A 12,276-nucleotide genomic window follows, 5' to 3' on the forward strand; every position below is an offset into this window, starting at 1 on the left:
GCGGTTGCTGGAGGATCCGGGGTTCGGGCGGGGTGCGGCGCGGTTGCGTGAGCGGATGCTGGCGATGCCGGCCCCGGCCGAGGTGGTCCCCGCTCTCGAGCAACTGGCCGCCGAGCATCGGAGCTGAAGACATGCGGGTACTTCCGGCCACGTACGCCGAGCATCGGAGCTGAGGTCATGCGGGTGCTGCTGGCCACCTACGCGGAACGGTCGCACTTCCGGGCGATGGTGCCGCTCGGGCAGGCGCTGGTGGCGGCCGGGCACGAGGTGCGGGTGGCGAGCCAGCCGGCGCTCGCCGGGGCCATCACCGGCACCGGGCTGACCGCCGTGACCGTCGGCCGCGACCACGACGCCGCGCGGATCCTGCGGGCCCGGCCCGAACTGGCCGTCCTGGCCGGAGCGGCGAACCTGCCGCCGTTCGACCTGGTGGACCGGCCGCTGGAGGAGGTCACCTGGGAGGCGGTGTCGTCGGGATACGCCAAGGTCGTCCCCTGGTGGTTCAGGGTGGCGAGCGAATCGATGATCGACGAGCTGGTGGAGTTCTGCCGGGCGTGGCGGCCCGACCTTGTGCTCTGGGAGCCGACGACCTTCGCCGCGCCGCTGGCGGCGACGGTCGTCGGCGCCGCCCACGCCCGGCTGCCGTGGAGCATGGACCTGTTCGGCGCCATGCGCGAGCACTTCGTGCGGTTGCGGGACGAGCGTGCGGAGGGGAAGCGGCGTGACCTGCTGGCCGAGTGGCTGGGGCGGTGGGCGGGGCGGTACGGGGTGGCGTTCGACGAGGTGATGACGTGCGGGCATGTGACGATCGACCAGCTGCCCGCCGAGGTGCGGCTGCCCACGGAGCTGCGCTGCCTGCCGATGCGGTACGTGCCCTACAACGGCGCCGCCGTCGTCCCGCGCTGGCTGCGGGAACCGCCCGGCCGCCCCCGTGTCTGCCTGACCCTCGGCACCAGCGCCACGCAGGTGTTCGGCGGCTACCGGCTCGACATCGAGGAACTGGTGACGGCGCTGTCGGGTCTGGATGTGGAGGTGGTGGCGGCGGTGCCGGGTGCGGGGTCGGGTGGGTGGCGGGTGCCGGGGAATGTGCGGGTGGTGGATTTCGTGCCGTTGCATGTGCTGGCGGGGACGTGTGCGGTGGTGGTGCATCACGGTGGGTGGGGGTCGGCGTGTACGTCGGGGGTGAACGGGGTGCCGCAGTTGGTGTTGGCGGAGCAGTTCGATGGTCCGCCGTTGGCGCGGCGGCTGGTGGCGCAGGGTGGGGCTTTGGCGTTGGAGGAGGGGCGGGTGAGCGGGGTGGGTGTGGCCGAGGGGGTGGTGCGGTTGCTGGAGGATCCGGGGTTCGGGCGGGGTGCGGCGCGGTTGCGTGAGCGGATGCTGGCGATGCCGGCCCCGGCCGAGGTGGTCCCCGCTCTCGAGCAACTGGCCGCCGAGCATCGGAGCTGAGGTCATGCGAACCCCGCCAGGTACGAAGCCGATCCCGTGCCATGCCCGCCGGTCACCGGAGCCGATCCCTTGCCGTTCCCGCCGGTCACCGTGGCAGACGCCATGCGGGTAGTGCCGGCCGTCGAGCATCGGAGCTGAGGTCATGCGGGTGCTGCTGGCCGCCTATGCGGCGCGGTCGCATTTCACGGCGATGGTGCCGCTCGGGCAGGCGCTGGTGGCGGCCGGGCACCAGGTGCGGGTGGCGAGCCAGCCGGCGCTCGCCGGGGCCATCACCGGCACCGGGCTGACCGCCGTGCCCGTCGGCCGCGACCACGCCGTCTCCCGCATGCTGGAGTTCCGCCCCGAGATCGCCGGCCGGCTCAGGACCATGGGCATGCCGCCGTTCGACCTCGCCCAGGGCCCCACGGAGGCCGTCACCTGGGAGGCGCTGACGGCCGGGTACGAGGGTTTCGCCGTGCCCTGGCTGTTCCGGCTGGTCAACGAGCCGATGCTCGCCGAGCTGGTGGACTTCTGCCGGGCGTGGCGGCCCGACCTGGTGGTCTGGGAGCCCATCACGCTCGCGGCGCCGGTGGCCGCGTCGGTCGTGGGGGCCGCACACGCGCGGCTGCTGTGGAGCGTCGACCTGTTCGGCCACCTGCGCGACCGCTTCGTCCGGTTGAGGGACGCGCGCCCGGCGGGGGACCGCAGGGACGCGCTCGCCGAGCTGCTGGACCGGTGGGCCCGGCGGTACGGCGGCGCCTTCGGTGAGGAGATGCTCTCCGGCCGGGTCACCATCGACCAGCTGCCGCCCTCGATGCGCCTCGCCGGCGGGCCTGACAGCCTGCCGATGCGGTACGTCCCCTACAACGGCACGGCCGTCGTCCCGCGCTGGCTGTGGGACCGGCCCGAGCGCCCGCGCGTGTGCCTCACGCTGGGCGTCACCGACGGCGAGCTGTACGGCGGCTCATTGTTGCCCATAAGCGAGCTGCTGTCGGCGCTCGCGGACCTCGACGCCGAGATCGTCGCGACGCTGCCCGGGGCCGGCCGGGACGCTTCGCGGCGGCCGCTGCCGGACAACGTGCGCGTCACGGGATATGTGCCGCTGCACGCCCTGGCCACCGCCAGCGACGCGGTCGTCCACCACGCCGGATGGGGCACGGTGTGCACCACGGCACACAGCGGGGTGCCGCAGCTCGCGATCGCGCAGCGGGAGTTCGACGGGCCGCTGCTGGCGCGCGGCGTCGCCGCCCAGGGCGCCGGGCTCGTGCTGGACCCGGGCGAACTCGACGGCGACGTGCTGCGCCGGGCGGTCGGACGGCTGCTGGCCGATCCCTCCTTCCGCGAGGGGGCGGCGGGACTGCGCGAGGAGATGCTCGCCATGCCGTCCCCCGCCGAGGTGGCCGCCCGGCTTGCGGAGCTGTGATCACACGGTCGCCCGCCGCAGCGGCTCCCACCATGCCCGGTTCTCCGCGTACCACTGGACGGTGCCGGCCAGCCCGTCGGCGAAGGGGATCTCCGGCCGGTATCCCAGTTCGGCCGTGATCTTGCCGAAGTCGACCGAGTAGCGCCGGTCGTGGCCCTTGCGGTCCGCTACCGGTTCCACCATCGACCGGTCGTTGCCCGTGAGCCGCAGCAGGGCGTCGGTCAGCTCCAGGTTGCTCAGGGTGTGGCCGCTGCCGATGTTGTAGACCTCGCCGGCCCGCCCCTTGTGCGCGGCCAGCGCGATGCCCCTGCAGTGGTCGTCGACGTGCGTCCACTCTCTGACGTTGCCGCCGTCCCCGTACAGCGGCACCTTCCTGCCGTCCAGCAGGTTGGTGACGAACAGCGGGATGACCTTCTCGGGGTACTGGTAGGGGCCGTAGTTGTTCGAGGACCTCACGATGGTCACCGGAGCGCCGTGGGTGCGGTGCAGAGAGAGGGCGAGCAGATCGCTCGACGCCTTGGAGGCCGAGTACGGCGAGGTGGGATCGAGGGGGTGGTCCTCCGGCCAGGAGCCCGAGTCGATCGAGCCGTAGACCTCGTCGGTGGAGACGGCCACGCACGCGTCCGCCCCGTGGCGGCGCGCGGCGTCGAACAGGACGTAACCGCCGACGATGTTGGTGGTGACGAACGCGAGGCCGCCGTCGATCGAGCGGTCCACGTGCGACTCGGCCGCGAAGTGGACGACCGTGTTCACCCCCCGCATCACCTTGTCCACCAGCCCGGTGTCGCACAGGTCGCCCCGCACGAAGTCGAGCCGGGGATCGTCGATGACCGGCGCCAGGTTGGCCAGGTTGCCGGCGTAGGTCAGCTTGTCGAGGACGACGACCTCGAACCGGCCGAACCAGGGGTAGGCGCCGAGCAGCAGCCGGCGGACGAAGTTGGACCCGATGAACCCGGCGCCGCCGGTGATCAGAATGCGCATGCCGCCACCTTTTTCCTCACACGAACGAGCCGGCGATGCTCATGACGTACCTGCCGTATTCGGAATTGTTCATCTCGGCCCCCAGCCGGTGGCAGGACTCCGCGTCGATGAGATTCATGCGCAGCGCTATCTCTTCGACGCACGCCACTCTGACGCCCTGCCTGCTTTCCAGCATGCGGACGTATTCACCGGCGTCGAGAAGCGCCTGGTGCGTCCCGGCGTCCAGCCACGTGAAACCGCGGCCCAGCTCGATGACCTTGGCCCTGCCCTCTTTCAGGTACACCTGGTTGACGTCGGTTATCTCCAGCTCGCCGCGCGCGGACGGCTGCAGGTCCCTGGCGATTTCCACGACGTCGGCGTCGTAAAGGTAGAGGCCGGTTATCGCGTTGTTGGAGACCGGGCGCGCCGGTTTCTCCTCGATGGATACGAGGTTTCCGCGCTCGTCCAGATCGCCGACGGCGTACCGCTCGGGGTCGGTGACGGGATAGCTGAACAGCGTGCAGCCGTCCAGGATCTCCCAGCCGGCCCGCAGCAGCCTGCGAAACCCCGAGCCGTGGAAGAAGTTGTCGCCCAAGATGAGCGCCGACCGCTGTCCTGCCACGTGGGAGGCGCCGAGGATGTAGGCGTCCGCGATGCCGCGGGGCTCGGTCTGCACCCGGTAGCTGAGCGACAGGCCGAGCCGCGAGCCGTCGCCGAACAGCCGCTGGATGTCGGGAAGCGACTCGGGGGTGGAGATGATCAGGATGTCGCGGACGCCGGCCAGCATCAGCGTGGCCAGCGGATAGTAGATCATCGGCTTGTCGTATATCGGTAGAAGCTGCTTGGACGTGGCCAGCGTGAGTGGGTGCAAACGGGTTCCGCTGCCCCCGGCCAGAATAATTCCCTTCACGGCGCCGCCAGTCGATCGACCTGAATTGGATATGCCTTATCGTACGTGTGTGCCGGCTCCCTCTCAATGACCGGGAAACTTCGGGAGGCGTTGTGCGGATATTGTTCGCCAGTTATGCGGAGCGCACGCATTTCTACAGCATGGTGCCACTCGCCTGGGCGCTGGCCGCCGCCGGTCACGACGTCCGCGTGGCCGGCCAGGCGTCATTGAAGGACGCTATTTCAGGCGCCGGCCTCACCGCGGTGCCGGTGGGGGGTGAAAACAATCTGTGGCGCGTTCTGCGGTTGTATCCGCAGGCCGAGGAAATGGCGCGCTCGCAGGTTTTCCCGCCGTTCGGCCTGCTGGACCTGCCCGAGGAGGAACGCACCTACGCCGCGTTCCGCTCCGGGTACGAACAGGTGGTGCGGTGGTGGTGGCGGCTGACGAACGACCCCATGGTGGACGGGCTCGTCGCCTTCGCCAGGGCCTGGCGGCCGCAGCTGGTGATCTGGGAGGCGGCCACGTTCGCGGGCGCGCTCGCCGCGGCGGCGGTCGGGGCCGCTCACGCCCGCGTCACCTGCAGCCTGGACCTGTACGGCGCGGCCCGCGAGCAGTTCCTGCGGCTCTCCGGCCTCCGGCCGCCCGCCGAGCGGAGCGACCCGCTGGCCGAGTGGCTGGGCGCCCGCGCCGCCAAGGTGGGTGTCCCGTTCGGCGAGGAGATGGTCACCGGCCACTTCACGGTCGAGCAGCTGCCCGCCTCCATGCGCGTGCGCACGGATCTGCGGTACGTGCCGATGCGGTACACGCCCTACAACGGCGTCGCCGTGGTGCCGCGCTGGCTGTGGGAGCCTCCCGCGCGGCCGCGCGTCTGCGTGACGCTGGGCACCATGAACGCCGAACGCCTCGGCGGCTCGCCGATCTCGGTGCGGGAGGCGCTGGACGCGCTGGCCGACCTCGAGGTGGAGGTCGTGGCCACGGTGCCGGACGCCGAGCGCGACCGGCTCGGGGCGGTGCCGGCCAACGCCACGGTCGTGCCGCGCGCCCCGCTGTACGCGCTCGCCGGCTCTGCGGCGGCGGTCGTCCACCACGGGGGCTGGGGCACCATGAACACCACCGCGCTGCACGGGGTCCCGCAGCTGACGCTGGCCCAGCAGTTCGACGCGCCCGTGCGGGGACGGCTGCTCGCCGCCCAGGGGGCCGGGCTGTGTCTCCCGCCGGAGCGGGCGGACGCGGCGGCGGTGCGTGAGCGGGTGACGCGGCTGCTCGGCGAGGCGTCGTTCCGGGAAGGGGCGGCGGGGCTGCGCGACGAGATGCTGTCGATGCCCACCCCGCGCGCGGTGGCCGCCGAGGTGGTGCGGCTCGCCGCCGAGCACCTGGCGTGAGAACGCCCGGCCCGCGCGGGCGGGGGCCGGGCGCGAGCCGGAGTGTCTCGCCGGCGGGACGTCAGCTCCAGCGGCGGTGGCCGACCGGGGCGGGGACCGCCGCCAGTTCCCGCAGGTCCTCGGCGTCGAGCTCGACCTCGGCCGCCGCCGCGTTCTCCTCCAGCCAGCGCATCTTCTTCGTCCCGGGGATCGGGATCACCTCGGGCCCCTGCGCCAGCACCCAGGCGATGGCCACCTGGGCCGGGGTGGCGCCGCGCCGGTCGGCGACGGCGCGCACGGCCCGGGCGATATCGGCGTTCGCGGCCATCGCCTCGACCGTGAAGCGCGGGTCGCGTGAACGGGAGTCGTCGGCGCCGAACGCGGTCGCGGCGAGCCTGCCGCTCAGGTAGCCCCTGCCGATCGGCGAGAAGGCGAGGAAGGCCACCCCGTGCGCCCGGCACCAGGGCAGCACGTCGTGCAGCGTGTAGTCCGCCCAGATCGACAGTTCGTACTGGACGGCGGCGACGGGGTGGACGGCGTGGGCCCGGTCGAGCTCCTCGACGCTCGCGTGCGAGATGCCGAGCCGCAGGGCCTTGCCGTCGGTGACCAGCTTGGCCATCGCCCCCCAGGTCTCCTCCAGGGGGACGGCCGGGTCCACGCGGTGGAGCTGGAGGAGGTCGACGCGGTCGGTGTCCAGCCGGGCGAGCGAGGCCTCGCAGGCGGCGCGGACGTACTCCGGCCGGCCGTTCCTGCTCAGGACGCCACCGGGGCCGGAGACCAGGCCGCACTTGGTGGCGAGGACGACCTCGTCGCGCCGCGCGCGCAGCGCCCGGCCGATCAGCTCCTCGTTCGTGCGGGGCCCGTAGACGTCGGCGGTGTCGAACAGGGTCACTCCGAGGTCGGCCGCGCGGTTGAGCACCCGGGCGGACTCGGCGTCGTCGCGCTCGAGCGGTGTGTAGGCGTGCGACATGGACATGCACCCGAGTCCGATGGAGCCGACTTCGAGGCCGTCGGGCAGAACGGTGGTGCGCATGGTGTCTCCCCCGCGGGCTGGTCACGAGCATGGGGAGGGGTGCACGGCGGCCGTCCGATGAGGGCGACGGATCCCCGTGCACCCCGAGAACTAGATCCGCGCGTAGCCGTAGTCGATGGTGGCGGCTTCCACGGCGTCGGACGACTCACGACGGCCGGCGTCGATCGCGTTGCCGGACTCGTCGACCGTCCATGAGCTGCCGCTGATGGTCAGGTCTCGCATCTTGTCACCTCCTTCGCACGCTCGGATCGAACGCGGCTCTGTGTCAGATCCGGGCGTAGCCGTAGCTGATCTCGGCGGCTTCGACGGCGTCGGAGGAATCGAGACGCGCGGCGTGGGACTCGTTCTCGTCGAGGTCCCAGGAGTTCTGCTGAAGAGCGATATTACGCATTTTTCACCCCCTTTCAGGTTCGCGATGGAGGGTAATGTCGATAATCGGCGATGACAACCCGCCCGCTTTTCGATATCCGGTGCGGATGTCCCGCCGGCGGGACGGAGACGTCATTCAAGGAGGGGCGGGTTCAATGCGGAAAGTAGTGGTCACGGGGCGCGGCGCCATATCGCCGGTCGGCCTGAGCTGGGCGGAGACGTGGAACGGCATGCTGGCCGGCCGCAGCGGCATTCGTGAGCTTTCCGGAATCGAGTTGACCGGGCTTCCCGTGCGGATCGGCGGGCAGATCGACGGATTCGACGCCGAAGAACACCTCCCCGCGCCGCTGGTCCGCCGCACGGACAGGACCGTGCATCTGGCCCTGGCGGCGGCCGCCGCCGCCCTCCGGGAGGCCGGGCTGCCGCAGGCGGGGCTCGGCCCGCGCGCGGCGGTGGTCGTCGGCTCGGTCGGAGGGCACGGCCGGGGGATCGCCGCCGCGCAGAGCGCGTTCGCGCGCAAGGGCGTCAGCGGCCTGAGCCCGTACACCTTCGCGGCCACCGGCATCGTCGGCCTCGCCGCCGAGGTGGCGCTGTACGCCGGCGCCCAGGGGCCGGTGAGCACGGTGGCGACGGCCTGCGCGACCGGCGCCACCTGCATCGGCGAGGGCATGAGGCTGATCAGGGAGGGCGCCGCCGACGTCGTGCTGGCCGGCGGGGCCGACGACACGCTCACGGCCTTCGACCTGGCGGTGGCCGCCCGCGCAAGGGCGCTGTCCCGGCGCAACGACCGGCCTGAGGCGGCCAGCAGGCCGTTCGACAGAGGGCGGGACGGCTTCGTGATGAGCGCCGGTGCGGGCATCGTCGTGCTGGAGAGCGCTGAGCACGCCGCCGCCCGCGGCGCCGAGGTCTTCGGTGAGCTGGCCGGATACGGCGCCACGACCGACGCGCACCATCTGACCGCGCCGCATCCCGAAGGCGTCATGGCACAGCGCGCCGTGCGCGCCGCGCTCGCCGACGCGCGGGCGGACGCGCGGGATGTGGGCTACGTCAACGCGCACGGCACCAGCACCCGGCAGAACGACGCCACCGAGCTCGCGGTCGTCCGCGGCGTGTTCGGGGAACGGGCCGCCGCCCTTCCCGTGAGCTCGACCAAGAGCGTGACGGGCCACATGCTCGCCGCGGCCGGCGCGGTGGAGGCCATGGCGATGCTGGAGGCCGTCCGCACCGGCATGCTGCCGCCGACGGCCAACTGCGACGACCCCGAGGACCCCGCGATGGACTTCGTCGCCCACCGCGCACAGGAACGGCGGGTGGACCTCGCAATCAGCAATTCATTCGGTTTTGGCGGGCACAATGCCGTGCTCGTGGGCAGGCGCGGCTGATCGTTGACAAATGGGCGAGCGAGGCCGTAGTCGTTTCGAATGGCGTGGACACGCCGCGGCAGAAAGGGTGGGGCCGGTGCCCGAGACCGATCAGAAAAGCTTCGAGATTTTGGCGCGTACGGTTCATGAGGTGGCCGGTGTGCCGACGGCCGCCATTAGGCGGGAAAGTCTTCTCGTCGAGGACCTCGGGCTTGATTCGCTGGCTCTCGTCGAGGTTATGTACGTGCTGGAAGAACGGCTGAATATCGCTGTCCCCGAGGAGTCGCTGGCGGACGTGAAGACCGTCATGGACCTCCTTGATCTTTTCTGAGGCTGGAGGGCCACGTGTCGTTCACCGAACTCACGCCTGCTGAGCTGCTCGAAATGGGGCTGGACCACCCGAAGATCACCGAGCGTCCGTGGACGGTCCGCTGGGACGAGGCCGGGGCCCCGGTCATGGCCGGGACCGACATCTCGCGGCTCATGCTGAACCTGCTGCCGGTCACGGCCGGCTTCCCCACGTCGGGCAGCACCGGTGAGAGCCGCGTCTGGCGCCGCACCAGGGAGCAGATGTGGAACGAGGCGGGCATGCTCGCCGACCTGCTGGCCCCCGAGCGCCCGCAGGCGGTGCTGTCGTTCGCGCCGCCCCGCCACCTGTACGGCGCTCTGGCGACCGTGATGCTCGCCGCCCGGCTGCGGGTCCCCATGTGGTACCGGCCGCAGTACTTCGGCGCGATGCCGCCCACCGGGCCGCGCCGCTGGGCGGTCGTGGCCGTGCCCTGGACCTTCTCGATCCTGCGGCGCAACGCGGACTGGGTGGCCTCCGCCGAGCGGCTGTCGGTCCTGCACAGCACGGCGATGCTGCCCGAGACCGCCGAGAGGCTCATCGGCGAGGCGGGGCCGCAGCGCGTGAGCCTCGTCGAGGTGTTCGGCTCGACCGAGACCGGGGGAGTGGCCTACCGCCGGTGGCAGCCGGGCGACCCGCGATGGGAGCTGTTCCCCGACGTGCGCTTCGCGTGGGACCCCGCGCGGCATTCGTCGCCGGACGAGCACCCGCTGACGGTGAGCGGCCCGCGGCTGGCCTTCGGTCCGGACGGCAGGCAACTGGAGTCCTGGGAGATGGACGACTACGTGGTCCGCTCCGGCGAGCGAGGGTTCGTCTTCTCCGGCAGGCGCGGCAGGCTGGTCAACCTCAACGGCCGCAGGGTCAACCTCGACGAGCTGGAACTGCGGGCCCGCTCCCTGCTCGACTGCCAGGACATGGCGTTCCTCCCCGTGGCCCATGAGATGTCCGGGGAGCACGTGGAGATGCTCGTGGTGTCCAAGCCCGGCCTCGCGCTGACCGAGGACTCCGTCCGCACGGCGATCACGTCGCTGGGCGTGCGTCCTTACCGCGTCCACGTCGTCGACCAGATCGACCGGTCGGAGTCGGGCAAGCTGCTCCGGAAACGGCAGGCCCCGTCGATCGGCGCGGGGGCGGCCCGATGACCGCCCTCGACAGCGCCCGCCTGGCGCCGCCGGACTCCCTGGCCGCCGTGCTCGACGCCGCCGCCTTTGACGCCGTGCTCCCGCCGTGCGACGCGGGCGACGCCGCGCGCATGCGCGAGGGGGCCGCCACGCTCGCCAAGGCGCTCGCCGCGGAGGCGCCCGTCTACGGGGTGACGCGGGGGTTCGGCCCCTTCGTCGTGTACGAGGCCGACGAGTCGGAGTTCGCCCAGGGAAAGGGCCTCATCTCGCACCTGGCCTCCGGGCAGGGACGGCCGCTGGACCCCGACGTCTGCCGGCTGGTCGTGTGGCTCAGGCTGATGAGCATGCGGCAGGGATACTCCGCCGTCTCGCCCGAGTTCTGGCAGGTCCTGGCCGATCTGTGGAACCGCGGCTTCACCCCGGCCATCCCGCGGGACGGCACGGTGAGCGCCAGCGGCGACCTGCAGCCCCTCGCCCACGCCGCGCTGTGCCACGCGGGAACCGGCGAGGCGTGGTCGCGCACGGCGGACGGCCGGTGGGAGCTGGTGCCGGCGGCCACCGCGCTGCGCGCCGCGGGCGGGAAGGCGATCGAGTGGCCCGCCCGTGAGGCGCTGGCCTTCGTCAACGGCGGCAGCGTCGGGCTGGCCGTCGCGATTCGCAACCACCAGCACGTGGTGCGGCTCAACCGGGCCGTGGCCATGCTCACGGCGCGCATCGTGGACCTGCTGGGCGCCACGCACGAGGCCTATGCCGCCGGCATCGGCGTCGTGCGCGGGCAGCTCGGGCAGCTGCGCGTCGCCGAGTGGATCAGGCAGGACCTGCCAGAGGGAGCCGTCCGCGACCCCGACCGGCCCCTCCAGGAGCCCTACAGCGTGCGCTGCGTCCCCCAGATCGCCGGCGCCGTGCTCGACCAGCTCGACGCGGCCGAGGCGGTCCTGCTGCGCGAGGCCACCGGATGCACCGACAACCCGATCTGCTACGAGGGGGAGCTGCTGCACGGCGGCAACTTCCACGCCATGCCCGTCGGGCTGAGCTCCGACCAGATCGGGCTGTGCCTGCAGCAGGTCGCCTTCCTGGCGGAGCGGCAGCTCGCCCTGGTGTGCGCGCCGCCGACCAACGGCGGCCTGCCGCCGATGCTGACGCCCCGGCCCGGGGCGGGCAGCGGGCTGGCCGGCGTGCAGATCAGCGCGACGTCGTTCGTCTCCCGCATCCGCCAGCTGGTCTACCCGTCGTCGCTGACCGCCCTCCCCACTAACGGGGGCAACCAGGACCACGTGCCGATGGCGCTCAACGGGGCCAACGCGGTCTCCGAGGCGGTGGAGCTGGCATGGCACGTCGTCGGCTCGCTGGCCGTCGGCGTCACCCAGCTCGCCGCACTCACCGGGCGCGCGGACGGCGAAGCGGGACTGTGGGCGGAGCTGTCACGGGTCTCCCCGCCCCTCGGCGCCGACCGCCCCCTGGCCGCCGAGGTGCGACGGGCGGCCGCGCTCGTCGACGAACACGTCGCGGGCCGGCTGCGCGGCGAGGGCGCCGGCCTGCCGGGCCACGCCTCGATCAGCGACCGGTGAACCACTTTCCAACACGGGGATGTCGAAGGAGAACCACGTGGTCGAAGTCGCCCACGCGCACGCGACGGCGGACGTGATCGGATATGGATGCTGGAGGTTGTCCCTCGACCAGGTCGAACGGCTCACGCCCCGCGAACACGAGGTCTTCCTGCTGCTGGCCGACGGCTGGCCCTACCGGCGGATGGCGGACCTGCTCTACGTGAGCGAGCGGACGATCCGGGCGCACCTGTCGGCCATCGTCGACAAGCTCGGCTTCGACTCGGTGCTGCACGCCCGCCTGGCGTCCTACGGGTACAAGATGCGCCACGACGAGCTCGAGGCCGGCGGGCGGCCGGGCGAGGACGGGAGCGGGAACTGACGCCTCCGCCGCGCGGGCGCACGATCCGCGCACCCGAGGGCCGAGAGGTGCACGTGTGGTGGGCG

At 72.2% G+C, this 12,276-nt stretch carries 13 protein-coding genes; 8 read left to right on the forward strand and 5 right to left on the reverse strand.

All coding sequences use genetic code 11. From position 1 onward, the window contains the following. Window positions 1-177 precede the first annotated feature (177 nt). On the forward strand, window positions 178-1,443 hold the full coding sequence (locus tag ACFO60_RS34480; protein ID WP_380849364.1) for an activator-dependent family glycosyltransferase: 1,266 nt from the start codon (window positions 178-180) through the stop codon (window positions 1,441-1,443). Between the two features lie 142 nt (window positions 1,444-1,585). Further along, window positions 1,586-2,845, forward strand: coding sequence for an activator-dependent family glycosyltransferase (locus tag ACFO60_RS34485; RefSeq protein WP_380849367.1), 1,260 nt, complete (start codon window positions 1,586-1,588; stop codon window positions 2,843-2,845). Here the strand turns inward: ACFO60_RS34485 and rfbB are convergent, their stop codons facing one another. Both rfbB and rfbA read right to left on the reverse strand, forming a co-directional pair. After that, the gene (rfbB, locus tag ACFO60_RS34490) at window positions 2,846-3,826 is read right to left on the reverse strand and encodes a dTDP-glucose 4,6-dehydratase (protein WP_380849370.1); all 981 of its coding nucleotides are present in this window, start codon (window positions 3,824-3,826) and stop codon (window positions 2,846-2,848) included. A gap of 16 nt (window positions 3,827-3,842) precedes the next feature. Continuing rightward, entirely contained in the window at window positions 3,843-4,715 is an 873-nt protein-coding gene (gene rfbA / locus ACFO60_RS34495) for a glucose-1-phosphate thymidylyltransferase RfbA (protein ID WP_380849373.1), read from the reverse strand. Window positions 4,716-4,807: 92 nt separating this feature from the next. Between rfbA and ACFO60_RS34500 the strand changes: the two genes are divergently transcribed. Further along, on the forward strand, window positions 4,808-6,076 hold the full coding sequence (locus ACFO60_RS34500; protein WP_380849376.1) for an activator-dependent family glycosyltransferase: 1,269 nt from the start codon (window positions 4,808-4,810) through the stop codon (window positions 6,074-6,076). Window positions 6,077-6,137: 61 nt separating this feature from the next. Here the strand turns inward: ACFO60_RS34500 and ACFO60_RS34505 are convergent, their stop codons facing one another. From ACFO60_RS34505 to ACFO60_RS34515, 3 genes are all read right to left on the reverse strand, one after another. Next, window positions 6,138-7,088, reverse strand: a complete 951-nt coding sequence (locus ACFO60_RS34505; protein ID WP_380849379.1) for an aldo/keto reductase — start codon at window positions 7,086-7,088, stop codon at window positions 6,138-6,140. Window positions 7,089-7,178: 90 nt separating this feature from the next. Further along, entirely contained in the window at window positions 7,179-7,310 is a 132-nt protein-coding gene (locus tag ACFO60_RS34510; RefSeq protein ID WP_380849382.1) for a hypothetical protein, read from the reverse strand. A gap of 43 nt (window positions 7,311-7,353) precedes the next feature. Next, complete coding sequence (locus tag ACFO60_RS34515; RefSeq protein ID WP_380849385.1) at window positions 7,354-7,479, reverse strand: hypothetical protein; 126 nt, start codon at window positions 7,477-7,479, stop codon at window positions 7,354-7,356. Window positions 7,480-7,612: 133 nt separating this feature from the next. Between ACFO60_RS34515 and ACFO60_RS34520 the strand changes: the two genes are divergently transcribed. The 5 genes from ACFO60_RS34520 (at window position 7,613) to ACFO60_RS34540 (ending at window position 12,211) form a co-directional block, all read left to right on the forward strand. Beyond that, complete coding sequence (locus ACFO60_RS34520; RefSeq protein WP_380849388.1) at window positions 7,613-8,839, forward strand: beta-ketoacyl-[acyl-carrier-protein] synthase family protein; 1,227 nt, start codon at window positions 7,613-7,615, stop codon at window positions 8,837-8,839. A 76-nt stretch (window positions 8,840-8,915) separates the two neighbouring features. Continuing rightward, window positions 8,916-9,149 (forward strand): acyl carrier protein, encoded by a 234-nt coding sequence (locus ACFO60_RS34525; RefSeq protein ID WP_380849391.1) that lies wholly within the window; start codon window positions 8,916-8,918, stop codon window positions 9,147-9,149. A 14-nt stretch (window positions 9,150-9,163) separates the two neighbouring features. Then, window positions 9,164-10,306, forward strand: coding sequence for a class I adenylate-forming enzyme family protein (locus ACFO60_RS34530; RefSeq protein WP_380849394.1), 1,143 nt, complete (start codon window positions 9,164-9,166; stop codon window positions 10,304-10,306). After that, window positions 10,303-11,853 (forward strand): aromatic amino acid lyase, encoded by a 1,551-nt coding sequence (locus tag ACFO60_RS34535; RefSeq protein ID WP_380849397.1) that lies wholly within the window; start codon window positions 10,303-10,305, stop codon window positions 11,851-11,853. The genes ACFO60_RS34530 and ACFO60_RS34535 overlap by 4 nt, the downstream gene beginning before the upstream one ends. 37 nt (window positions 11,854-11,890) lie before the next feature. Next, window positions 11,891-12,211, forward strand: a complete 321-nt coding sequence (locus ACFO60_RS34540) for a helix-turn-helix domain-containing protein (RefSeq protein ID WP_380849400.1) — start codon at window positions 11,891-11,893, stop codon at window positions 12,209-12,211. The last annotated feature ends 65 nt before the right edge of the window (window positions 12,212-12,276 follow it).

The sequence above is a fragment of the Sphaerisporangium dianthi genome, from assembly GCF_042654065.1.
In the GTDB taxonomy this organism is placed as follows: domain Bacteria; phylum Actinomycetota; class Actinomycetes; order Streptosporangiales; family Streptosporangiaceae; genus Sphaerisporangium; species Sphaerisporangium dianthi.